Annotated in this window: 20 protein-coding genes and 2 pseudogenes; 14 read left to right on the top strand and 8 right to left on the bottom strand. The window is 57.7% G+C overall.

Annotated elements, in window-relative coordinates; genetic code table 11:
• The first annotated feature begins 550 nt into the window (after window positions 1–550).
• Window positions 551–1,480 (top strand): LysR family transcriptional regulator, encoded by a 930-nt coding sequence (locus ASD70_RS26515; protein ID WP_056847868.1) that lies wholly within the window; start codon window positions 551–553, stop codon window positions 1,478–1,480.
• A gap of 48 nt (window positions 1,481–1,528) precedes the next feature.
• Here the strand turns inward: ASD70_RS26515 and ASD70_RS26510 are convergent, their stop codons facing one another.
• Genes ASD70_RS26510 through ASD70_RS26500 form a run of 3 tightly spaced genes read right to left on the bottom strand, consistent with a single transcriptional unit; the run spans window position 1,529 to window position 4,288 of the window.
• The gene (locus tag ASD70_RS26510; RefSeq protein WP_056847867.1) at window positions 1,529–2,425 is read right to left on the bottom strand and encodes an alpha/beta hydrolase; all 897 of its coding nucleotides are present in this window, start codon (window positions 2,423–2,425) and stop codon (window positions 1,529–1,531) included.
• 16 nt (window positions 2,426–2,441) lie between these two features.
• On the bottom strand, window positions 2,442–3,293 hold the full coding sequence (locus tag ASD70_RS26505) for a LysR family transcriptional regulator (RefSeq protein ID WP_056847866.1): 852 nt from the start codon (window positions 3,291–3,293) through the stop codon (window positions 2,442–2,444).
• Window positions 3,294–3,340: 47 nt separating this feature from the next.
• On the bottom strand, window positions 3,341–4,288 hold the full coding sequence (locus ASD70_RS26500) for an MBL fold metallo-hydrolase (RefSeq protein ID WP_082561480.1): 948 nt from the start codon (window positions 4,286–4,288) through the stop codon (window positions 3,341–3,343).
• Between the two features lie 230 nt (window positions 4,289–4,518).
• Between ASD70_RS26500 and ASD70_RS26495 the strand changes: the two genes are divergently transcribed.
• From ASD70_RS26495 to ASD70_RS28735, 3 genes and pseudogenes are all read left to right on the top strand, one after another.
• Window positions 4,519–6,156: a GMC family oxidoreductase gene (locus ASD70_RS26495; RefSeq protein ID WP_056847864.1), complete on the top strand. Its 1,638-nt coding sequence runs from the start codon at window positions 4,519–4,521 to the stop codon at window positions 6,154–6,156.
• A gap of 16 nt (window positions 6,157–6,172) precedes the next feature.
• Window positions 6,173–6,622: pseudogene (locus tag ASD70_RS30090) on the top strand (aldehyde dehydrogenase family protein); the annotation flags it as partial.
• A pseudogene (locus ASD70_RS28735) lies at window positions 6,621–6,734 on the top strand (IS66 family transposase); the annotation flags it as partial. The pseudogenes ASD70_RS30090 and ASD70_RS28735, both read left to right, overlap by 2 nt.
• 21 nt (window positions 6,735–6,755) lie before the next feature.
• Here ASD70_RS28735 and ASD70_RS26480 read toward each other — a convergent pair.
• Complete coding sequence (locus ASD70_RS26480) at window positions 6,756–7,676, bottom strand: AraC family transcriptional regulator (RefSeq protein WP_046072457.1); 921 nt, start codon at window positions 7,674–7,676, stop codon at window positions 6,756–6,758.
• 124 nt (window positions 7,677–7,800) lie between these two features.
• Between ASD70_RS26480 and ASD70_RS26475 the strand changes: the two genes are divergently transcribed.
• Complete coding sequence (locus ASD70_RS26475; protein WP_056847863.1) at window positions 7,801–8,763, top strand: SDR family NAD(P)-dependent oxidoreductase; 963 nt, start codon at window positions 7,801–7,803, stop codon at window positions 8,761–8,763.
• A 332-nt stretch (window positions 8,764–9,095) separates the two neighbouring features.
• Here ASD70_RS26475 and ASD70_RS26470 read toward each other — a convergent pair whose 3' ends face one another.
• On the bottom strand, window positions 9,096–9,344 hold the full coding sequence (locus ASD70_RS26470) for a CsbD family protein (RefSeq protein ID WP_046068153.1): 249 nt from the start codon (window positions 9,342–9,344) through the stop codon (window positions 9,096–9,098).
• 275 nt (window positions 9,345–9,619) lie between these two features.
• Between ASD70_RS26470 and ASD70_RS26465 the strand changes: the two genes are divergently transcribed.
• Window positions 9,620–10,210, top strand: coding sequence for an acyl-homoserine-lactone synthase (locus tag ASD70_RS26465; RefSeq protein WP_046068154.1), 591 nt, complete (start codon window positions 9,620–9,622; stop codon window positions 10,208–10,210).
• A 50-nt stretch (window positions 10,211–10,260) separates the two neighbouring features.
• On the opposite strand, the gene ASD70_RS26460 is transcribed toward ASD70_RS26465, so the two are convergent.
• The gene (locus ASD70_RS26460; protein WP_056847902.1) at window positions 10,261–10,986 is read right to left on the bottom strand and encodes an autoinducer binding domain-containing protein; all 726 of its coding nucleotides are present in this window, start codon (window positions 10,984–10,986) and stop codon (window positions 10,261–10,263) included.
• A gap of 388 nt (window positions 10,987–11,374) precedes the next feature.
• On the opposite strand from ASD70_RS26460, the gene ASD70_RS26455 reads away from it, so the two are divergent.
• The 8 genes from ASD70_RS26455 to ASD70_RS26420 all read left to right on the top strand — a co-directional run bounded on the left by ASD70_RS26455 (window position 11,375) and on the right by ASD70_RS26420 (window position 19,585).
• A complete protein-coding gene (locus tag ASD70_RS26455; protein WP_056847862.1) occupies window positions 11,375–11,866 on the top strand; it encodes a PhzA/PhzB family protein in 492 nt (163 codons plus the stop codon).
• Window positions 11,867–11,891: 25 nt separating this feature from the next.
• Window positions 11,892–12,380: a PhzA/PhzB family protein gene (locus tag ASD70_RS26450; RefSeq protein WP_043050171.1), complete on the top strand. Its 489-nt coding sequence runs from the start codon at window positions 11,892–11,894 to the stop codon at window positions 12,378–12,380.
• Window positions 12,381–12,404: 24 nt separating this feature from the next.
• On the top strand, window positions 12,405–13,607 hold the full coding sequence (locus ASD70_RS26445) for a 3-deoxy-7-phosphoheptulonate synthase (RefSeq protein ID WP_056847861.1): 1,203 nt from the start codon (window positions 12,405–12,407) through the stop codon (window positions 13,605–13,607).
• A gap of 15 nt (window positions 13,608–13,622) precedes the next feature.
• Window positions 13,623–14,246 (top strand): isochorismatase family protein, encoded by a 624-nt coding sequence (locus ASD70_RS26440; RefSeq protein ID WP_056847860.1) that lies wholly within the window; start codon window positions 13,623–13,625, stop codon window positions 14,244–14,246.
• Between the two features lie 20 nt (window positions 14,247–14,266).
• Complete coding sequence (locus tag ASD70_RS26435) at window positions 14,267–16,156, top strand: anthranilate synthase family protein (protein ID WP_442965943.1); 1,890 nt, start codon at window positions 14,267–14,269, stop codon at window positions 16,154–16,156.
• 2 nt (window positions 16,157–16,158) lie between these two features.
• The gene (locus ASD70_RS26430; protein ID WP_046068160.1) at window positions 16,159–16,995 is read left to right on the top strand and encodes a PhzF family phenazine biosynthesis protein; all 837 of its coding nucleotides are present in this window, start codon (window positions 16,159–16,161) and stop codon (window positions 16,993–16,995) included.
• On the top strand, window positions 16,992–17,660 hold the full coding sequence (gene phzG, locus ASD70_RS26425; protein ID WP_056847858.1) for a phenazine biosynthesis FMN-dependent oxidase PhzG: 669 nt from the start codon (window positions 16,992–16,994) through the stop codon (window positions 17,658–17,660). The genes ASD70_RS26430 and phzG overlap by 4 nt, the downstream gene beginning before the upstream one ends.
• A gap of 632 nt (window positions 17,661–18,292) precedes the next feature.
• A complete protein-coding gene (locus ASD70_RS26420; protein ID WP_046068162.1) occupies window positions 18,293–19,585 on the top strand; it encodes an MFS transporter in 1,293 nt (430 codons plus the stop codon).
• Window positions 19,586–19,632: 47 nt separating this feature from the next.
• On the opposite strand, the gene ASD70_RS26415 is transcribed toward ASD70_RS26420, so the two are convergent.
• On the bottom strand, window positions 19,633–21,366 hold the full coding sequence (locus tag ASD70_RS26415) for a hydrogenase maturation protein (protein ID WP_056847857.1): 1,734 nt from the start codon (window positions 21,364–21,366) through the stop codon (window positions 19,633–19,635).
• Window positions 21,367–21,476: 110 nt separating this feature from the next.
• Entirely contained in the window at window positions 21,477–22,388 is a 912-nt protein-coding gene (locus ASD70_RS26410; RefSeq protein WP_056847856.1) for a LysR family transcriptional regulator, read from the bottom strand.
• Between the last annotated feature and the right edge of the window lie 51 nt (window positions 22,389–22,439).

The raw sequence follows: 22,439 nt of genomic DNA, 5'->3' as shown, positions 1-22,439 counted from the left end.
TAAGTCATTGGTCGACAACGTCGCGAAACGCGCAGAGATAGACGCGAGTTAAATGAGTCATCCATTGGAGAAGGTTTTCGCCTTCTCGATGGGTTCATTTAAAGCCCCGCAGGTATCCCGTATGTGTCATCAACCGACTTAAAAGAATCGCTGTGTATCTATCTAATGCGCAGATACACAACGATACAAACCGACCACACGCTCATCAGAAAGCCAATGCCCCGACTTTCGGGGACGTGGAAAACATAGGTGAACCTGGGAATGTCCAATCCTTAGCTCCCGCGCAACGTCGTGCCTTCATACGCCGTGCGATACACACCAGGCGCTTGCAACAACGGTATGACTTGCACAGTAAACCGATTGAATTGCTGCGGGTGCCTAGGCTGCTTGGGTCAATTTCTTTTCAACCCACTCATATATTTATGCAATTCCACTTATCATCACGCACACCAGTACATTCATTCCACTTCCAGGTGGGTAGAGTTCCAAATACGGTACTCATCTCTACACCCCTTACGCACGCCCAATGGCACAGCAACAGGAGCGGCCCGTGAACAAGTTGGCTGAGATGCATTGCTTCGTGGTAACCGTCGATACCGGTAGTATTTCAGAGGCCGCAAGGCGTCTTGGAACAGCCAAGTCGGTGGTGAGCCAGCGCATCCGGCAGTTGGAAAAACGCCTTGGCATTATTCTTTTCGATCGAGGTCGCCAAGTAAGCCCGACTGAGGCGGGAAAAGTGTTTTATCAGCACTGCGTACGTATCCTTGCGGATGTTGAGCACGCCGAAGAAGCCATTCTTACGTTCACATCTGAATTAAGCGGCAACCTTCGTTTGTCGGCACCGATGGCGTTCAGCAGCCGTTATCTGACGCAGATTCTTTCGTCCTTTGCGCTGCGCTACCCGTCGTTGCGCCTGGATATTGAATATGATGACCGTTATGTGAATTTACAGGAGGAGAACTTTGATGCTGCGATTCGCATTGGTGAATTGCCTGACTCCTCCCTGGTCGCCAGAAGCATTGCTGGAAACCGCCATCTCATCTGTGCAAGTCCTGGGTACATAGCCACTTATGGTGCGCCGCAAACGCCCGAGGAGTTGGCCGAGCACCATGCCCTGCTGTATGTGCATCGTGAGCCTCACGGCATGTGGGCATTGCCGGTAGGTAACTTGACAGAGTCTTTCCGGGTTCGAAGCCGGATGCGCACAAACAATGGATTTCAATTGCTGGAGGGTGCAAAAGCTGGCATGGGGCTGGCGATATTGCCTACCTTCCTTGCCGTGGATGCAATCGTTGCCGGTGAGCTTCAGATCGTGTTGACTTCTCACGAGCCTCGGGGCGGTAACATATCGCTGGTTTATCGTCAGTCGCAGCGCACATCGCCTAAGTTGGAGGCCTTGTCGAACTTTCTGATCGAACAGATTGGCAGCCCTCCTATATGGGAGCAGCAACTGACGGCTTATCTGGAAACCGTCAGTTGAGTGTGCGCAAAGCCCGAGATCTTCGTTTGCTTTGAAGGCCTGGTCATGTCAGCTGTTGAGGTGTTGACTGAACCAGCTGGCAGCGGCTTCACTCGTAACCTTGAAGTTTTCAACGTAGGGAGTGAAGTGCCCTCCTTTGATCATCACAAGCTTCTTTGGCTCCAGCGCTTTTTCATAGGCCGTGAGGCATATGTCCGTGGCGGTCAAGAGATCGTTATCCCCCACAATCATCAGGAACGGCGTTGGGCTGATACGCGAAATAAAATGACCTGGTTCGTTCTCCCGGAACAACTCGGTGCTCCTCAAGGTCACCTCATTCTTCCAGTTCGGCGCAAAAGACGTAGTGTTCATAAAGTACTCATAACTGTCTGCTCCTACCATGGCACAGGCAACGCTCGGGTCATTGGACACAGCCGCAATGGTTGCAGGTTGTGCACCTGCAAAACGGGCCTGCCGGTCATTGTCATAGCGAGCAAGCATGGCAGGCACCAGGTCCGAGCGTAGCCGACGCTTCGCCGACTCATAGCCACTGATCGAGGGAACCTGAGCAACAACGCATTTTACGCGGCGATCGATTGCAGCAACTTCTATGACATGCCCGCCGCTCAGACTTGTTCCCCAGATGCCAATTCGCTGTGGATCAATGCCTGGAAGTGATTGCACAAAAGTAATGGCGTCGCGATAGCCCCGACGTTGCAATACAGGGTCCATCTCCTGGCGCGGCGTGCCTTCACTTTCGCCAAAGTTTGCATGGTCATAGACCAGTACATGAAAACCTTGCGAACAGAACACCTCCGCATATTTATCAAGATATTGTTCCTTGACCGATGTAAAACCATGCGCCATGACAATAGCGGGTGTTGCAGACGAGGTGTTTTCTGGCTCGTAAAGCCAGCCCTTTAATAGAGTACCCTCGGAAATAAAACTAATATTGCTGCGTTTCATAACGTCCTCATCATATTCAAACTGTTGTCTGTGCACTAAAGAGCGCGCGCACAACGGCCTTTAATCGTGGTACATCACGCAAATCACGGTGGTAACCCAGCCAGAGTTCCCGGCCGGGTGGAGGCGCTCCCAGATCGATCACTTTAAGTTCCGGGATTTTCTCACCCACGACCACCGGCAACACTGCGAGCCCCAGCCCTGCCGCGCATAACTGCGCCTGAATGATCCGGTCGTTACTGCGTTGCATGACGGACGCTTCGGGTAGCAATTTCTGTAGCCATGCCACATCCGGAAAATGGTTGAGGTCTGCATTCATCAGAATCAGGTTGACCCCCTCCCCTGTACCGCTGGCGACGCTGTAGTTCTGCGCCGCGTACACCGCATATCGAACGTCCATCAATTTGCGCTGAACGATATCCGGTTGGTCGAACGGGACGTTTCTAAGTGCAACGTCGGCTTCACGTCTGGATAAGTCGAGCATGCGCGGCGAAGTCAGGATTTCCACTCGAATATTCGGATGCTTGCGCGCGAAGCTCACCATCAAGTCAGGCATTACATAACCAGCGAACCACTCTGGACAGGTAATTCTTATAGCGCCCTCAAGGTGCTCATCATGGACTGCCATCTTGCGATTTAGCGCCAAGGCGCTTTGTTCCATGCTTTCTGCCAGCTCGAGAATGGATTCGCCTTCGGCCGTGATCACCAGCCCCTCCCCGGTGCGCTGGAACAGTTTTTGGCCCAGTGCTTCTTCAAGGGCCTGCACACGGCGGCTGACGGTAGGTCGGCTGACCCTCAGTTGCGTTGCTGCATCGGCATAGGTTCCGGCACGCACAACGGCAAGAAAGACCTTAACATCGCCCCACTCCATATAATTGCTCCTTGTCTTTAGTGCCGTTGTGCTCAATCACGCTGCACTCATTTCTGAACGGGATGCCAGAGGTAGTCCTCGCCCTTCTTTTCCACCTTGCCAATACCTGGGAAATCAATATGGGCGTCGGCAACCCAGTATCGGTCAGTGGATGTGGAGGCATCCTCCAAGGCCGCCTTACGGGTACTGATCGCCTGACTTGGGGTGCTGTCATAGATGACGGTGACTTGCGGCTCAGGGAATTGAACCGGTTGCACATGGATTACATCACCCCAGAACAGCAATTGGTCCCCTCCTTCACTGACCTTGAACCCGGTGTGCCCTGGGGTATGCCCGCGCAAATCGATGGCTTCTATGCCCGCCAAAAGCTTGTCGCTCCATTTGAATGTTTTGACACGGCCAGCTTCCTGGTAAGGCTTGAGATAACGTTTAACCGCAGAGAATGCTTCGGGCTTGTCCTCCTTGCCCAACGCAATGGAGGGGTCCGACATCCAGTAGTTCAACTCATTGTCATTGACCTCCACTACCGCGTTCTTGAACGCGCGTTGCTGCCCGTTCAACAACCCTCCAATATGATCGGCATGCAGATGGGTCATCAGTACCACATCGATCTGATCGGCGTTGTAGCCAGCGGCCTTCATGCTTTCCTGCAGGCGGCCGGCGGTGCTTCCGGTCAGTTCGCCACCGCCGGTATCTATCAGGATTTGCTTGTCCCCGGTATCGACCAGATAAACATTGACGGACATGCGCGCATCTTTATTCAGCCCTGCCTGTTCAAGCAGCGTGCTTATGCGGGCGCCGTCGCCCCCCTCGAGGATCTTGACCATATCGGCAGGAAGGTAGCCGTCATAGAGGGCGACCACCTTGAACTTGCCGACATTCATCGAGTAACTGGCCTGGGCGTCGGGCAGCGCAGATGCGAACACACTATTGGAGATAGACAGTGCGAATGCGAACGGCAGTACTGCTGAATACATTGATTTAAATAGGTTCATTGTGTGGTTCCTGAAGTTGGTTGTGTTGCGAAACTGTCCGCTATTGAACCCACTGAGATAAACGTTTTTGTGTGAAAACCGGGCGTACAAAAATGTACGTCAGCCCAGCAGCGGTCGTTCGCCAAATACGAAACGTTGATTCGCTTTTTGCCGGCTTATCAAGCAGTCGAGTTCGGCTCTATCGTTTCCTCAGCACGCATCTGACCTCAGGTTCAACAGGAAGAAAATGCATGAGAGAAACACTCGGTAACCCCTCAAGAAGGACTCTACTGGCAAGCGGTGTTGCAGTCGCCGCAACCCTGGCAGCAGGCAGTGGGCTGACCAGTGCTTACGCTGCCGGTGAGCCTCATACCAAAGACTCGGACGCAAGCTCCCGCGTGGATGTGATCATTGTGGGGGGCGGGTCTGCCGGTGCGGTATTGGCCAGGCGCTTGAGTGAGAACAGCAACCGTCGGGTACTGCTGCTTGAGGCGGGTCACAGTTATGGTCCGCAAAACTATCCGGAAATTGTCGCCAACAGCGACATTGTCGGAGCCAATGCCAACCCTGAGTTCGAATGGGGTTACAAGACTCAGCCAGGTTACGTCGACCACCCTATTGGGGCGCTGCGTGGCAAGGTACTGGGAGGCAGCTCGGCTATTAATGGGGCGGTGGCGATTCGCGCACGTGACACCGACTTCAAACGCTGGAATTTGCCCGGTTGGAGTTACGAAGAACTGCTGCCTTCGTTCAAGAAACTTGAAACCCGCAGCGGCGGCGACACTGCCTTGCATGGGCACGAAGGACCACTGCCAGTACACCAACTCAAGCGCGCAGACGTAACGCCGATGCAGCAGGCGTTCATGGATGCGACGTTGGCCAACGGATTCAAAATCATCAACGATTTCGATGGGGTCGACGCTGACGGCGTGGGGCCCTATCCAATGAACATCGTCAATGGTGTGCGCATCAATACCGGCATGGCGTACCTGAGCGAAGAGGTCCGGGCGCGTAAGAACCTCGTAATCCGCTCAGACAGTCTGGTGGACAAAGTCATTTTCGAAGGCACGCAGGCTATTGGCGTACGGCTGGCCGATGGCGAGACGTTGCACGCCGGCGAAGTGATCCTGTCGGCCGGAACCTATGGCAGTGCGGCCATCCTGCTGCGCTCCGGGGTCGGGCCGAAAGCAGACTTGCAGGCGTTGAAAATCGAGCAAGTGGTGGAGTTGCCCGTTGGCCAGCACCTGATGGATCACCCCTTCTATTACAACGCCTACGCAGCCCGGCCCGAACTGATCGGCCGACAGTCACCTGCCATTGGTGCCAAGTTGTGGACCCACAGCAGCAGCGCCAGCCATGGCGATCTTGATCTGCACATCACCGCAACCCATCTGTTCCCGCACGACCAGAGCCCGACCAAGGTGGGGTTCGTACTCGCTGTAGCCCTCACCCGCCCCTCGTCCCAGGGCACGCTGACCCTGGCCAGCCGTGATCCATTTGTTGCACCGCGCATCGACCTGAATTTCCTCGCAAGGGAAGAAGACCGCCAGCGCCTGCTGGAGGGTATTCGCCTGGCCCGCAAGATCGGTAACACCGCACCGCTGCGGGAGTTGATTCACTCGGAGCTCAACCCCGGCAAAGGCAACGACTCGGATGAAGCCCTGCTGGCCAGCGCCCGGGCTACCCTCGATACCTATCACCATCCCACTTCCTCTGCGCCCATGGGGCGTCCAGGCGATGCGCGTGCGGTGGTAGATCTGGATGCGCGGCCATTTGGCCTGCAAGGGTTGCGAGTAGTCGATGCGTCCATCTTTCCGGATGTGCCCTCGGTCGCCACCAACATCACCGTAATTGCCTTGGCCGAGAAAATAGCTGGCCAGTACGTATGACCCACGAGGCGACACAATGAGCAAATTACCGGTATTGAACTGGATCAATGGCCAATGGCTGGACTCTGGCAATTACAAAGACTCTATTGATCCGGCAACCTACGCATCCATCGGACAATACGCCGAAGGCGGGTTGAATGAGGCCAGCCTTGGTATCGAGGCTGCGCAGCAGGCATTTGGTCATAGCCCGTGGTAAGACGATGTGACGTTGAGAGCCCAAATGCTACTGGAGTTGGCTGATGCGTTCGAGCGAAATGCCGAGGCATTGATCGAACTGCTGGCGCTGGAGAACGGAAAGAGTGAGGTGGACGCGCGACATCTGAAGCGTTTTGGCCTGGAATTGGGAGGCAAGACGCCAATGATGGTGTTCGCGGACGCCGATCTGGATGCTGCGATCCCCGTGCTGGTCAAGGCGCTGACCGTGTTTGCAGGGCAATTTTGTATGACCGGCTCGCGATTGCTGGTTCATTGAAGACTGGAAGGGCAAGTTGGTCTGTGATGATTTTGGTGGCTACAAAGCCAGCTTCGAGCTCGGCGTGACCGAGATCGGCTGTATGGCCCATGCGCGGCGCAAGTTCTTAGCCTACTGAAGATCAGCCCTACTGCTGGGATATGGGGGCCACTCTCTCTCTGTATTCACGAGGCGAACACGTCATAATGCGCTTGAAAGCGTGGCTAAAAGCACTGTCGGAGTCATAGCCCAGCTTTTGTGCTATGGACGAAATGGTCGTGTGGTTTGTTTTCAACAATCTCGTAGCTAATTGCATGCGCCAGCGCAAGACGTACTCTAAAGGGGCGACACCAGATTTTTGCTTGAATCGCAAAGCGAAGGTCGAGCGAGAAACACCCGCGATTTTGGCAAGGCTCTCTACTGACCAAGAACGCGCCGGATCGGCATGAATGGCTTGAATGGTTGCCCCGATACGTGGATCAGATATAGCAAGCAACCAGCTCGGTGCGGTATTTCCTTCTTGGATCAAATAAATTCGTAGAACCTGCACTAGCATGATGTGGCCGAGATGCTGAACCACAATCGAGTTACCAAGAGCCGGATTGGTAAGTTCATGAGCAATACGCTGCAAGGCCCAATTCAGCACGGAAGCTTGATCCGAACCACTTTTGATGACGGCGACGGGAGGCAATCCGTCAAATAGAAGGCGAGCCTCCTCACCGAAGTCAAAACGTCCCCCGATCAGGAAAAACTCATCGGCTGTCCCACAACTGGCGATGCCATTGACGGCATGGCGATAAATCGCATCCGAGTGGATGGCCGGAAATGACAAGTCGCTGCGGAGTGAAAACGCCCGCTTGCGTGGCAGAAGAAAGCAGTCTCCGGCCGTCAATCGGATAGGTTGCTCCACGCCTTGCACCATTAGCCAACAAGTCCCTTCAACGATTGCATTGAACTTGATGCCGTCGGGTGGTGGAAAATCGATGGCCCAATCTCCACCAGCCTTCAGACCTGCAAAAAAGGAGTTATGAGTATTTAGAAGAGAGAGGGTTTCGGAAAGGGGATCCATAAGGTGCGTAGGACGATCTCGACAGATAATTGGACTTTGCTGCATTCACAGTCCCAAGTCTAGTCTAGACAATGGTGTCCATGGGTTTTGCCCCAATTCCATGTCAGATTCACAAGGACACGCCATGACCAGCAAACAGTCTCCCATCCACTCAGGTTACGGAGCGGTAACCACCGCCGCAGAGGTACTTGAAGGGTCCGATCTATCCAACACCACCGCCATTGTCACCGGGGGTCATTCCGGGCTGGGCCTGGAGACGACAAGAGCACTGACGAAGGCGGGCGCGCGTGTCGTTGTCGCAGCGCGTGATGTAGACGATGCTCGCGCAAAAACTAGCGGAATCTCCAATGTAGAAATCGAGCGACTTGATCTTTCCGATCTGACCAGCGTACGCGACTTCGCTCAGCGTTTCTTGGCAAGCGACCGACACGTCGACATCCTGATCGGCAGCGCGGGAATCATGGCTTGCCCGGAAACCCGAGTAGGGGCGGGTTGGGAGTCACAGTTCGCCATCAATCATCTGGGGCACTACGCCCTCGTGAATTTGCTATGGCCTGCACTCAAGGGTCGAGCAAGGGTGGTAGTAGTGTCATCGGCGGGGCATCACCAATCGGGTATCCGCTGGAACGATGTGCAATTTACGCAGGGCTACGACAAGTGGTTGGCATATGGGCAGTCGAAGACGGCCAATGCATTGTTTGCTGTCCACCTTGATCGGCTTGGTCAACACGAGGGTGTACGGGCTTTCTCCCTTCACCCCGGCAAAATTCTCACTCCGCTCCAGCGTCATCTGGCGCAGGATGAAATGATTGCCGCCGGCTGGCTAGACGTCAATGGCCACCTTGCCGATCCGACGTTCAAGACGACGCAGCAAGGTGCGGCAACCCAAGTTTGGGCCGCAACAGCTCCACAGTTGAATGGCATGGGAGGCTTATATTGCGAGGACTGTGAGATCGCTTCGCTGGATGCAAACGAACCACCATCCTTTGCCGGCGTTCGGCCTTATGCCGCCGACCCAGACCAAGCCGAACGCCTTTGGGCACTATCGGCTCAGCTTACAGGGATTGACGCTTTTGAAAGGAAATGAGTGATCGGTACAGAATGTCCATACCTATGTTGCTATCTGTCCGAGGCTGGAGAACTTTTTTGGCTGCGCAGCGTAGAAACTGCCCATCGAGTCGCCGCCGCTGTCGCACACGACGGAAGAACTGGGCAAAGACCCTGGGCGAACAGTTGGGATCCTGAACATCACGCCCCGGCAGCTTGCCGTTGAGGGCGCCATGGAGGCTTGCAAGGACGCAATCAAGGCGATAGGCAAATAGCCGGCCGGAAGGGGCTAGCCGGTCAATTGTGATCGATGAAGCTCTGACGGTGGACGGAAAGGAAGCGTCCCTGACGGAACGCCCCTTCCTCTATGACTCAGCGGCGAAAGAGACGATCTAGAACCAGCAGCGCTACTGCACCAATCGCGATTGCAGCAACTGGTTTTTCTTTAACGAACGTAGATACGCCGTCCAGTACGTCGCCGTAGGTCTGGGTCAACTGACCAGCCGCTTGACGACCAGCGCCTTCTGCTTCCAGCTTAGAATCACCAAACAGCTTCCCGACGACGCTCTGTGTCTTTCCAGCAACCTTTTCTGCAACACCTTCGACTTGTTCACTCTTCATAAATCACCAAACCTTTGCGTGTAATTAGTTAGCTCAGGTTCAACCTGAGCCAGGCGCTAGCTGCACAGTGTTAGGGGGATGGGCGTTAGCATAAGTTCAAAGTTGTTGAGGCTCGTGAGGTGACCGCTGGATTCCTGCTCGAATTCCTCGCGTTTCGTTTGCACTCCAGCCCCGCCGACCACATCAGCCCGCCCTACAAGATCTTGTAGTCGCTAACCCTCCACAAGTCCTCTATAAAAAACCGCACTTCCCCCTCCCCCAAGGAACACCCTGCCATGCACATGGAAGAGCACACGCTGAGCGCAATGGATGACGAGCTTAAACTTATGCTGGGTCGCTTTCGGCATGAACAATTCGTCGAAAAACTAGGGTGGCGATTGCCTATCCCACCGCACCAGGCCGGTTATGAATGGGATCAATACGACAACGAGCACGCCCGCTACCTCCTGGCGTTCAACGAGCATCGTTCAATCGTCGGCTGCGCCCGGTTGATACCCACCACATTCCCCAACCTGCTGGAGGGCGTGTTCAGCCTTGCCTGCGAAGGCACACCACCCAGGCATCCCGCCATTTGGGAAATGACACGCTTCACCACCCGCGAACCGCAACTGGCCATGCCTTTGTTCTGGAAAACCCTCAAGACCGCCAGCCTGGCGGGTGCCGATGCCATCGTCGGAATCGTCAACAGCACGATGGAACGCTATTACAAGATCAACGGGGTCAAGTACGAACGCCTGGGGTCGGTTATCGAGCATCAGGGCGAAAAAATCCTCGCCATCAAACTCTCGGCTCACCGCGAACACCACCGTGGCGCCCGCTTACCTTCAGCCTTCACGTCTGAGGCGTTATTGGAAGAGACTGCTTGATAATAACGGCCGAGTCGTCCTCTTGGGCGACTCGGCGCAGCAGGTGAACCTCAGATATAGCCCAGCGCGACGGCGTAAGACACAGCCTGTACGCGGTTGCTGGCGCCGATTTTGCGTTGGATGTTGCGATGATGGTAGTTCACGGTGTCGGTGCACACGCCCATGATCACGCCAATTTCCTCCGAGGTCTTGCCATCGGCGGTCCAGCGCAACACATCACATTCGCGCTCGCTGAACTCCACATCCGTGTTGAACGCACGTACATCAGTCTCCAGCGCCGAAATCTTCTCCAGGGCCGCCGCCGCAAACGCTTTGGTCACTGGCTTCAATGCTTCGAATTCCTGAAGGCTGATGGCGTTGTCCTTGCGTGCCAGGCTTAACACCCCGACCCTGCCCTGGGTGTTGAACGAAGGTTGGGCCAGGCCATGGCATAGACTCGAGTCGTTGGCTTCTGACCACAGGTCCGGGCAATCTCGGAACAACTCATTGCTCCATAAAATGGGGGCCGACGAGATTTTGCTGTGTTTCACCGTGGGGTCGATCAGCGCATAGTTAGCGGCTTGATAGCGTTGTAGCCAGTGCTCGGGATAGTTGCCGTACATATAGGTCTTGGGCCGCATGAACGGCGTCACGCTGCACATGCCATAGGCGAAAAAATCGAACCGCAGTTCACGCAAGGCTCTCAATGCAACAACGGTGAACTCCTCCATGTTCATGGCTTTTGCAAAGATACTGTAAAAATAAGCATCCCATCCCAACAGCTGTCCTAATTCCATTTTGAACACCTATAACACTCCAAGGGAGTCGTGAGACTAAACCAACCTGAACATCTGTCAACTCCCAAAATCAACAGTCATAGACTGCTTCGCACTAGCGACATGTTTTTTATGTCTAACCCAACTAACTAGCCATAGGCCACTGTTTCTCAGCCGACGAATGAGCCTGCCCCTTCATAATAATGCAACACTCCATCCGACCGATCGCGCCCACCCTGAGCCACTACAAGATCTGGTAGTTCCAAGCCCGAGAAACGCAGGTGTATAAACAACACCGCACAAAACGATCAATGCGAAACAGTTCAAAAGCATTCAATTTCGTCGCATGCAATTAACTAATTATTTAATTGATGTCCGCAATTTCAATCAACTAAGGAGAACATTGCCCATGCCCGGTTCGCTTTCATCTGGCGGCTTTAATGACCATCTTGAACTACGCCAAAAAAACCGCGCCACTGTTGATCAGTACATGCGTACCAACGGCGAAGACCGCCTGCGCCGGCATGAGCTGTTCACACAAGATGGCAGCGGCGGCTCCTGGAACACCGAAACCGGTGAACCCCTTATCTTCAAGGGCCACGCGAAGCTGGCCGCGCTCGGCGTATGGCTCCAACAGTGCTTCCCAGACTGGCAATGGCACAACGTCCGGGTGTTTGAAACCGACAACCCCAACCACTTCTGGGTGGAAAGTGACGGTCGCGGCACTACTCGAGTTCCTGGTTATCCGGAAGGTTATTGCGAAAACCACTACATCCACTCCTTCGAGCTGGACAACGGCAAGATCACGCAAAACCGTGAGTTCATGAACCCGTTTGAACAACTTCGCGCCTTGGGCATCCCGGTGCCAAAAATCAAGCGTGAAGGTATCCCCGCCTCATAAGTCCTTTATTCATTGGAGATCGAGCATGCCTGATAGCACAGTGCAACAACCTATCACTGACGATACTGAACTACGTCGCAAGAATCGCGCCACGGTTGAACAATATATGCGCACCAAAGGCCAGGACCGCCTGCGCCGGCACGAATTGTTTACCGAAGACGGTTCAGGCGGCTTATGGACCACCGACACGGGTGCACCGATTGTAATCAGTGGCAAAGCTAAGTTGGCTGAACATGCTGTTTGGTCACTCAAGTGTTTCCCGGATTGGGAATGGTACAACGTCAAGGTATTTGAAACCGATGACCCCAACCATATCTGGGTCGAGTGTGATGGCCACGGCAAAATTCTCTTTCCTGGTTACCCGGAAGGTTATTACGAGAACCACTTCTTGCACTCCTTCGAGCTGCAAGACGGCAAAGTAAAACGCAATCGCGAATTCATGAATGTCTTTCAACAATTGCGCGCCTTGGGTATTCCAGTGCCGCACATCAAGCGTGAAGGCATTCCTGCCTGATCCTTTTGGGAGAGTGATCGCATCATGGAAGACTTACTGAAACGGGTTCTGAAGTGTGAAGCGTTGCAGCAACCTCAATGGAGCGAGCCCTCACAATTGCATGACGCGCAGGCCTATCTCAGGGACAGCGCGTCACTGATTCGCGTTGAAGATATCCTGGTGTTGCGCGCGACCCTGGCCAGGGTCGCGGCTGGCGAAGCGATGATCATCCAGTGCGGCGACTGCGCCGAGGACATGGATGAAAGCGCTGCCGACCATGTGACCCGCAAAGCCGCGCTGCTGGACATGTTGGCCGGGACGTTCAGGCTGGTCACCCAGCAACCGGTGGTGCGGGTGGGGCGAATTGCCGGGCAGTTTGCCAAGCCTCGCTCCAACCACAGCGAACGCATCGGCGATGTTGAGTTGCCGGTGTACCGCGGCGATATGGTCAACGGTCGTGAGGCCGTCCCCGGCCATCGCCAGCATGATGCGCAACGCTTGGTACGAGGCTATCGCGCCGCTCAGGACATCATGCAACACCTGGGATGGAAGGAACCGTCCGGCCAGGAGCAGCTCACCGGCTCCCCTGCCTGGACCAGTCACGAGATGCTGGTGCTCGACTACGAACTGCCGCAAGTGCGCCAGGACGAACAGGGCCGGACATTTCTTGGCTCTACCCATTGGCCGTGGATTGGCGAGCGTACCCGTCAGCTGGCGGGCGCTCACGTAGCGCTGCTCAGCGAAGTGCTCAACCCGGTGGCCTGCAAGGTCGGCCCGGATATCACCCAGGATCAGTTACTGAGCCTGTGCGAGCGCCTGGACCCCAGGCGCGAGCCCGGCCGGCTGACGCTGATTGCCCGCATGGGCGCCCACAAGGTCGCCGACCGCCTGCCACCGCTGGTTGAAGCGGTGCGCCGTGCTGGCCACAAGATCATCTGGCTCAGCGACCCGATGCACGGCAATACCATCGTCGCGCCCTGTGGCAATAAGACCCGCATGGTGCAGACCATCACCGACGAAATCACCGCCTTCAAACACGCCGTGATCTCGGCCGGTGGCGTGGCCGGCGGTCTGCATCTGGAAACCACTCCCGATGACGTCAGCGAGTGCGCCTCCGATGCCGCCGGCCTGAGCCAGGTTGCCAGCCACTACAAAAGCCTGTGCGACCCGCGCCTGAACCCCTGGCAAGCCATTACTGCGGTGATGGCCTGGAAAGCCTGCCCTCCTCCCTCTTTTGTTTCCCTTTGACTGGAGTTTGTCGCCATGACCGGCATTCCATCGATCGTCCCCTACGCCCTGCCTACCTCCCTCGACCTGCCCGCCAACCTCGCGCAATGGCACATTGACCCCGAACGCGCCGTACTGTTGGTGCATGACATGCAGCGCTACTTCCTGCGGCCGTTGCCGGATGCCTTGCGTGACGAAGTGGTGGGCAATGCCGCACGCATTCGCCAGTGGGCTGCCGACAACGGCGTGCCAGTGGCCTACACCGCCCAGCCGGGCAGCATGAACGAGGCGCAACGCGGGTTGCTCAAGGACTTCTGGGGCCCGGGCATGAAGGCCAGCCCGACCGACCGCGAGGTCGTCGACGCCCTCACCCCCCAGCCCGGTGACTGGCTGCTGACCAAGTGGCGCTACAGCGCGTTCTTCAATTCCGACTTACTGCAACGCATGCACGCCAGCGGGCGCGATCAGTTGATCCTGTGTGGGGTGTATGCCCATGTCGGGGTGTTGATTTCCAGCGTGGACGCGTACTCCAACGATATCCAACCCTTCCTCGTTGCCGACGCTATTGCCGACTTCAGCAAGGAGCACCATTGGATGGCTATGGAATACGCCGCCAGCCGTTGCGCCATGGTCATCACCACCGATGAGGTGGTGCTATGAGCCAAGCCGCCGCCCGCCTCATGGAACGCATCCTGCAACCGGTGCCCGAACCCTTTGCCCTCTTGTATCGTCCGGAATCCAGCGGCCCAGGGCTGCTGAATGTGCTGATTGGCGAGATGTCGCAGCCGCAGGTCCTGGCTGATATCGACTTGCCCGCCCCCTCGATCGGGGCCCCTCGCCTGGATGTACTGACGCTGATTCCCTACTGCCAGATTGCCGAACGGGGCTTTGCGGCGGTGGACGATCAGTCGCCGCTGCTGGCGATGAAGATTACCGAGCAGCAAACCATCAGCATCGAGCAGATGCTGGCGTTACTGCCCAACGTGCCGATCCAGTTGAATAACGAACGCTTCGATCTCAGCGACGCCAGCTATGCCGAGATCGTCAGCCAGGTGATCGCCAACGAAATCGGCTCCGGGGAAGGCGCCAACTTCGTGATCAAGCGCACCTTCCTGGCGGAGATCAGCGAGTACCAGCCGGCCAGTGCGCTGTCGTTCTTTCGTCATCTGCTGGAACGGGAGAAAGGCGTCTATTGGACATTCATCATTCACACCGGCAGCCGCACCTTCGTCGGTGCGTCTCCCGAGCGCCACATCAGCGTCAAGGATGGGCTCGCGGTGATGAACCCCATCAGCGGCACTTACCGCTACCCTCCTGCCGGCCCCAGCCTGACGGAGGTCATGGACTTCCTGGCCGACCGCAAGGAGGCCGATGAGCTGTACATGGTGGTCGATGAAGAACTGAAAATGATGGCGCGTATTTGTGAAGACGGCGGACACGTCCTCGGTCCATACCTCAAGGAAATGACCCATCTGGCGCACACCGAGTACTTCATCGAAGGCAAGACCCGTCGCGATGTGCGCGAAATCCTGCACGAAACCCTGTTCGCCCCGACGGTCACCGGCAGCCCGCTGGAAAGCGCCTGCCGGGTGATCCGGCGCTATGAGCCGCAAGGCAGGGCGTACTACAGCGGCATGGCTGCGCTGATTGGCAGCGATGGCAAGGGCGGACGCTCCCTGGACTCGGCGATCCTGATTCGCACCGCCGACATCGATAACAGCGGGCAGGTACGGATCAGTGTAGGTTCGACCATTGTGCGGCACTCCGAACCGATGACCGAAGCCGCCGAAAGCCGGGCCAAGGCTGCGGGCCTGATCGCCGCGCTGAAAAACCAGGCTGCCTCGCGCTTCGGCGACCACCTGCAGGTGCGCGCGGCATTGGCCAGCCGCAATGCCTACGTCTCGGATTTCTGGCTGATGAACAGCCAGCAACGGCAACAGACCCAGGCCGACTTCAGTGGCCGCCAGGTGCTGATCGTCGACGCCGAAGACACGTTCACCTCAATGATCGCCAAACAGCTGCGGGCCCTGGGCCTGGTGGTGACGGTGCGCAATTTCAGTGATGAGTACAGTTTCGACGGTTACGACCTGGTGATCATGGGCCCTGGCCCTGGCAACCCGAGCGATGTGCAACAGCCGAAAATCGACCATCTGCACGTGGCCATCCGTTCCCTGCTCAGCCAGCAGCGACCGTTCCTCGCGGTGTGCCTGAGTCACCAGGTGTTGAGCCTGTGCCTGGGCCTGGAGTTGCAACGCAAGGCCATTCCCAACCAGGGCGTGCAAAAACAGATCGACCTGTTCGGCAACGCCGAACGAGTGGGTTTCTACAACACGTTCGCGGCGCGCAGCTCCAGTGACCGCCTGGACATCGACGGCATCGGCACCGTCGAGATCAGTCGCGACAGCGAGACCGGCGAGGTACATGCCCTGCGTGGGCCGGCGTTTGCCTCCATGCAGTTTCATGCCGAGTCGCTTTTGACCCAGGAAGGCCCGCGCATCATCGCCGACCTGCTGCGACACGCCCTCATCCACACACCTGTCGACAGCAGCGTTTCGGCCGCCGGGAGATAACCATGCACAACTACGTCATTATCGACGCCTTTGCCAGCGTCCCGCTGGAAGGCAATCCGGTCGCGGTGTTCTTTGACGCCGATGATTTACCGCCCGCGCAAATGCAACGCATCGCCCGAGAAATGAACCTCTCGGAGACCACCTTTGTGCTCAAGCCGCGCAACGGTGGAGATGCGCTGATCCGGATTTTCACACCGGTCAACGAACTGCCTTTTGCCGGGCACCCGTTGCTGGGTACGGCCATTGCCCTGGGAGCACATACCGACAACCACCGGCTGTATCTGGAAACCCAGATGGGCACCATCGCCTTTGAACTGGAGCGCCAGAACGGCAGCGTCATCGCCGCCAGCATGGACCAGCCGATCCCGACCTGGACGGCCCTGGGCCGCGACGCCGAACTGCTCAAGGCCTTGGGCATCAGTGACTCGACCTTTCCCATCGAGATCTATCACAACGGCCCGCGCCATGTGTTTGTCGGCCTGCCGAGCATTGAAGCGTTATCGGCCCTGCACCCCGACCACCGTGCACTGTCCAACTTCCATGACATGGCGATCAACTGTTTTGCCGGCGCAGGACGGCGTTGGCGCAGCCGCATGTTCTCACCGGCCTACGGCGTTGTGGAGGATGCGGCCACAGGCTCCGCCGCCGGGCCATTGGCGATTCATCTGGCGCGCCATGGCCAGATTGAGTTTGGCCAGCCAGTCGAGATTTTACAGGGTGTGGAAATCGGCCGCCCCTCACTGATGTTCGCCAAAGCTGAGGGCCGCGCCGAGCAACTGACGCGAGTCGAGGTATCAGGTAATGGCGTCACATTTGGACGGGGGACCATCGTGCTATGAACAGCTCAATACAAGGCAAGCCGCTGTTGGGTAAAGGCATGTCGGAATCCCTCACCGGCACATTGGATGCGCCCTTCCCCGAATATCAGACACTGCCCGGCGACCCCATGAGCGTGCTGCACAATTGGCTGGAGCGTGCGCGCCGCGTGGGCATCCGCGAGCCCAGGGCGCTGGCACTGGCCACCGCCGACAGCCAGGGCCGGCCCTCCACGCGGATCGTGGTGATCAGCGAGATCAGTGACGCCGGCGTGGTGTTCAGCACCCATGCCGGCAGCCAGAAAGGCCGGGAACTGCTCCACAACCCCTGGGCTTCGGGTGTGCTGTATTGGCGCGAAACCAGTCAGCAAATCATCCTCAATGGCCAGGCCGTGCGCTTGCCAGACGCCAAGGCTGATGATGCGTGGCTCAAGCGCCCTTATGCCACGCACCCGATGTCATCGGTGTCTCGCCAGAGTGAAGAACTGGAGGACGTGCAGGCCATGCGCAACGCCGCCAGGCAACTGGCGGACGTGCAGGGTCCACTGCCGCGTCCCGAGGGATATTGCGTGTTCGAGTTGCGACTTGAATCGCTGGAGTTCTGGGGAAATGGGCAGGAGCGCTTGCATGAGCGGTTGAGGTATGACCGCAGCGATACAGGCTGGAGGGTGCGGCGTTTGCAGCCCTGAGTAGCATCGGAAATAACCGGCCTTTCACAAAACCTTCTCCGTGACACATCTCGGTCAAAGGTGGGAGGGCCTTGCACCCGATGAGCATAGGTATCTACACAACTTTGCAGTCGCCAACAGCAACTACGATGCGAAGCGAGCCGCTCTTGATCTTGATCTGCTTTTGATCTCAGGCCCCCCAAATCCCTGTCGGATTACGGGCACACCGAGCCTAAGCGAGGTGCCGAGTGGTGGGGCAAGAGCGTTTAATAGTGGCCGTTGCCCAAATAACGGATATGTACCCGGTCTGATCCAACATCCTGGTCGGCTGTCAGGCCGCCATCGGGGGCAAGCCCCCTCCCACAGTGTCCGACGGCGTACCAGAGGCTGTGTAGATACCTGTGCCCGCTACCTGCGTCCTAACGTCGCAGCAGCCAGCTCTTGGAAAATCCCACACAAGCCTTAGAATCGCGCGCTCGCTTGCAGTCGTCGGGACTTGATGACTGGAGGCTTCAGCAACGCGTACCTGAATGGCTGGCCACACATTCGTCGATGTGTGTCCGACTCAACCACCCTCATTTGCACAACACACTTCGGTTTGGCAATCGCACGCACGCCTGTGCCTGTTTCGCTGTTCGATTCTAGAGGTCTTTATGTCTCCGCGTTTGCTGGCCATGGCGCTGGCGCCCCTGCTCGGGCTGTTCATTGTTGCTCTGGGCAACGGCTTTCTTTCATCCCTGACCACCCTTCGACTGGACGCGGCCGGTGCCTCGGCCACCATGATCGGTATCGTTTCCTCGGCGTACTTCATAGGCCTGACGCTGGGTGCCGTCTTTAATGATCGATTGATTCTGCGCATCGGTCATATCCGCGCCTACGGCAGCTTTGCCTCGCTGATCGCGGTGACCATCCTGCTGCAGGGGTTGTTCTATGACACGTGGGGCTGGTTCGCGCTGCGTCTGGTCAACGGCTGGGCGACGGTCGGGGTGTTCCTGGTGATCGAGAGCTGGCTGTTGCTGGCCGGCGACGCGAAGATCCGTGGGCGCTTGCTCGCGCTGTATATGATCGTGCTGTATGGCGCGGGCGTGCTGGGCCAGGCAGCACTGGGCAAGATCACCGGCCTGAGCGAAAGCGCGCCGTTCATGGTGGCCGGCATGCTCGCTTCGTTGTCGGTGCTGCCTATTGTGATCCTGCCACGGGTGTCGCCGCTGCTGGATCAGGTTGAACCCCTCAAGCCACGGCAACTGCTGGGCGTGACGCCGACCGGGCTGATCGGGTGTTTTGGCTCGGGGGTCACCATTGCGGCGATTTACACCTTGCTGCCGCTGTACCTGCAACGCGCCGGCCTGGACGTCGGCGAGGTCGGCAGCATGATGGCCTGGACAATCCTCGGCGCCATGCTCCTGCAATATCCGGTCGGGCGCTGGTCCGACCACAAGGATCGCTTGCAGGTGCTGACAATTCTGGCGATGGCCTGCACGGTCTTGTCGCTGGTGATCGTATTGTTGCCGTTGTCGTCGCTGATGCTGGCCGTGCTGCTGTTCCTGCTCGGCGGCGCGGTATTTGCGCTTTACCCGGTTGCCGTCAGCCATGCCGCCGACCGCGCCCCTGCCGAGGCGCTGGTACCGATGATCCAGGGCTTGCTGCTGATCAACTCGTTGGGCTCGGCAATCAGTCCGATGATGATCTCACCGCTGATGAATTCGTTCGGCGCAAATGGGCTGTTCTGGGTATTCGCGCTGGTCAACCTGTGCATGGTCACCTTTTTCTTATGGCGCCGTAACAAACGCGCCGCTCCGGCCAATCCCGCACCTTTTGCCGCTGCGGCAACGTTCTCGCCGACCGGTGCTGAATTGCGCGTGACCGAAGATCTGCGCCAGGCGGCGCAGGATCATCCGCCCATGGTCGATGCGTTGAGTGGCGAGCCTACGCACTCCCAGTCCTGAACCACACCCAATCGCCCCCAGCCTGCGCGGCTGGGGGGATTTCGCTCTTAAGCGCTTTCCCGGTTCTGTTGTACTGTCGGATGCGGGCTCAACGCCCAAGCCGCCATCAACCGCTGCGGACTCTGGCAAGTTTTACGCTTGAGCACAAAACCCTGGCACTTTTGCGCAAACTGTTGACGGTTCTGCACCATATCCAACTGCATCTGTGCCAGTTCCTGTTCGCGGCAGCGTTCAACCTGCTGAATATCCATCGCGGCTTTACGTGCGCGTGCTTGAATGTATTTCTCATCGGTCAACGCACTGCTGGCCTGCTGCATGAGCCACAGGCCAAATGCGTCTGGGCAACGCGGTCCGATGCCTTGGATCATTGCGTATTGCTGGGCTTGGAGGGCACTGATGGGCAGGCATTCTTCGGTGAGTTTATGCGCGATTTCACTGCCGACGGCCCGTGGCAGGCTGTAGGTCCAATATTCGGAGCCATAAAGCCCCATGGTTTTGTAATGCGGGTTGAGCACGACACCCTCACGGGCCAATACAACATCGGCGGCCAGCGCCAGCATCACGCCGCCTGCGCCAGCGCTGCCGGTCAGGCCGCTGATTACCAGTTGCCTGGCTGTTAGAAGTTCCAGGCACACATCGTCGATGGCCTGGATGTTGGCCCAGGCTTCGAGCCCCGGCACTTTGGCGGCCTGGATGACGTTGAGATGAACGCCATTGGAAAAACTGCCGCGCCCGCCCTTGATCAGCAACACCTGGGTATCTCGCGCCTTGGCCCAGCGCAATGCAGCCGCCAGGCGTTGGCATTGTTCGGTGCTCATGGCGCCATTATAGAACTCGAACGTCAGTTCACCGACGTGTCCGGCTTCGCGGTAGCGAATCGGTTGATAGGCCAGCGCATCGGACGTCTGGCAGGCGATGGAGCTATCCAGCACCGGCACGCCGGCCAACTGCTCAGCCAGGACGTGCCGTGCCGGCAGCTTGAAGGTCTCCTCCCCTGGCTGGGCTTTGCGTTTGAGCGAGCCGATCCACAGGCTGCGGTCGCCGGCCGCCACCAGCACGGCGTCGTCCTGTACCGCGAGGATTGCTCCCGGCGTACCCTGGCGTGAATCCAGGTGTGCGTCGTACAGGTAATACTGCCCGCCCTCAAGGCTTGCCAGCACGCCGGGCTGGCCATCGGCGGCGTCGATGCTGCGTTTGATGAAGCTTGCGCAATCGAACCAGCTGAAGGTGCGGTCGGCTTGGGTCATGTTCGGCTGCAAACGCCCGATGACGTTGGGTTGTGTGTAGTCGAGCGGCACCGGGACGAAACCGTTGGCAAACTTTTGCACCACATCGCGGATGCAAACCATCGCGGCGTCACTCACCGGGCCGTTGTACAGCTCGGATTTGCGCACATCAGTGGGCATGTCGAATTCGCAGGTGGACCAGATCGGCCCGGCATCCATCTCCTCCACCGCTTGCAGGGCTGTGACACCCCAGCGGCTGAGCTGCCCGGTGATGGCCCAATCCAGTGCACTGGCGCCACGGTCGCCGACAATGCCCGGATGGATGATCACTACCGGGCGCTGCGCATGGCTCCACAGCTGCTGTGGCACACGGTCCTTGAGAAAGGGGCAGATCACCAGGTCGGCGCCTGAAGCCTCGATCTGCCGGCACACCGAGGCTTCATCGGTGAACACCACCACGCTGGGGTCGTGACCCGCCTGGCGCAGGTCCAGCCAGGCGCGCTGGGTCAAACCGTTGAACGCCGATGATAACAAGAGGATCTTCAATGACCGCATGGCTGACTCTTCCTTGAGAATGCGCGGCCAGAGACACTCCTTGAGCCGTCCCTGGCCTTTGATGGAATCACAAGATTATAGCGCTCGCCGGTACGGTCACCTGATCAGGATCAATCTTGCGTGCCCAGCCCGGCGATCAACGCATCGAGCACCACACGAACCTTGGGCTGCGCCTGGCGGCTCTTGACCCAGGCCAGGTTGATCTCAAACCCTGCTGTCGCCAATTGCGGCAAGACCTGGACCAAGGTTCCGTCGTGCAACTGCTGCTGGATCAGCCATGTTGGCAACTGGACGATACCGCAGCCAGCCAACGCAGCCATCAGCAACCCTTCACCATTACCCACCACCCACTGCGGCGCAGCATGCTTGTGCAGCGTCATGCCCTGTTCGCCAGTGTAGCGCCACGGGCTGATACGCCCATCCGCCCAGCCATAGGCGATGCACTGATGGTGGGCGAGGTCGTGCTCCGACACCGGTGTGCCATGACGGGCCAGGTACGCCGGCGCGGCACACAAGACATGCCACTCATGCGCGAGCACCTTGTGCCCTAGCGTCTGCGGCCACTCATCCGCATTGCCGATGTGCACGACGATGTCGGCGCCTTCCAGGAACGGGTCGACCAGGCCATCACAGAAGGTCAGGTGCGGCACCAGCAGCGGATGTGCCTGCATCCATTGAACAAGGAATGGCAGCACCTGGGTGCGACCGAATGTGCCTGGCAGGTCAATGCGCACTCGTCCACGCGGCTCGGTATTTTCCGCTTGCAGGGACAGCTCGGCTTCTTCCAGGTCAGCCAGCACCCCGGTGCAGGTACGCAGGAACGCCGTGCCCGCATCGGTCAATGCCAATACACGCGTCGTACGCTGGAACAGTCGGGCGCCCAGGCGTTTTTCCAGCCTGGCAATGGATTTACTCACGGCAGACGCGGTCAGGGCCATGTTCTCGGCGGCAGCGGCGAAGCTGCCGTATTGCGCAACGCAGACAAACACGTCAATGCCCTTCAAACGTTCGGAGGCAAACATAGACGGTCCTTATTCATGAATTCATTTCCTTAGTCGTTGGAAAAAGCATCC

It is taken from the genome of Pseudomonas sp. Root569, assembly GCF_001427465.1.
Taxonomy (GTDB): Bacteria; Pseudomonadota; Gammaproteobacteria; order Pseudomonadales; family Pseudomonadaceae; genus Aquipseudomonas; species Aquipseudomonas synxantha.
The sequence above is the reverse complement of the archived record's forward strand: the minus strand, read 5'-3'. Positions and strand labels throughout refer to the sequence as shown.

Coding starts and splice junctions, on each gene's coding strand:
- ASD70_RS26445 (WP_056847861.1), top strand. CDS start 12,405: ATGGAAGACTTACTGAAACGGGTTCTGAAGTGTGAAGCGTTGCAGCAA.
- ASD70_RS26450 (WP_043050171.1), top strand. CDS start 11,892: ATGCCTGATAGCACAGTGCAACAACCTATCACTGACGATACTGAACTA.
- ASD70_RS26420 (WP_046068162.1), top strand. CDS start 18,293: ATGTCTCCGCGTTTGCTGGCCATGGCGCTGGCGCCCCTGCTCGGGCTG.
- ASD70_RS26410 (WP_056847856.1), bottom strand. CDS start 22,388: ATGTTTGCCTCCGAACGTTTGAAGGGCATTGACGTGTTTGTCTGCGTT.
- ASD70_RS26455 (WP_056847862.1), top strand. CDS start 11,375: ATGCCCGGTTCGCTTTCATCTGGCGGCTTTAATGACCATCTTGAACTA.
- ASD70_RS26500 (WP_082561480.1), bottom strand. CDS start 4,288: ATGAACCTATTTAAATCAATGTATTCAGCAGTACTGCCGTTCGCATTC.
- ASD70_RS26475 (WP_056847863.1), top strand. CDS start 7,801: ATGACCAGCAAACAGTCTCCCATCCACTCAGGTTACGGAGCGGTAACC.
- ASD70_RS26435 (WP_442965943.1), top strand. CDS start 14,267: ATGGAACGCATCCTGCAACCGGTGCCCGAACCCTTTGCCCTCTTGTAT.
- ASD70_RS26470 (WP_046068153.1), bottom strand. CDS start 9,344: ATGAAGAGTGAACAAGTCGAAGGTGTTGCAGAAAAGGTTGCTGGAAAG.
- ASD70_RS26495 (WP_056847864.1), top strand. CDS start 4,519: ATGAGAGAAACACTCGGTAACCCCTCAAGAAGGACTCTACTGGCAAGC.
- ASD70_RS26505 (WP_056847866.1), bottom strand. CDS start 3,293: ATGGAGTGGGGCGATGTTAAGGTCTTTCTTGCCGTTGTGCGTGCCGGA.
- ASD70_RS26460 (WP_056847902.1), bottom strand. CDS start 10,986: ATGGAATTAGGACAGCTGTTGGGATGGGATGCTTATTTTTACAGTATC.
- phzG (WP_056847858.1), top strand. CDS start 16,992: ATGAACAGCTCAATACAAGGCAAGCCGCTGTTGGGTAAAGGCATGTCG.
- ASD70_RS26440 (WP_056847860.1), top strand. CDS start 13,623: ATGACCGGCATTCCATCGATCGTCCCCTACGCCCTGCCTACCTCCCTC.
- ASD70_RS26465 (WP_046068154.1), top strand. CDS start 9,620: ATGCACATGGAAGAGCACACGCTGAGCGCAATGGATGACGAGCTTAAA.
- ASD70_RS26415 (WP_056847857.1), bottom strand. CDS start 21,366: ATGCGGTCATTGAAGATCCTCTTGTTATCATCGGCGTTCAACGGTTTG.
- ASD70_RS26480 (WP_046072457.1), bottom strand. CDS start 7,676: ATGGATCCCCTTTCCGAAACCCTCTCTCTTCTAAATACTCATAACTCC.
- ASD70_RS26510 (WP_056847867.1), bottom strand. CDS start 2,425: ATGAAACGCAGCAATATTAGTTTTATTTCCGAGGGTACTCTATTAAAG.
- ASD70_RS26430 (WP_046068160.1), top strand. CDS start 16,159: ATGCACAACTACGTCATTATCGACGCCTTTGCCAGCGTCCCGCTGGAA.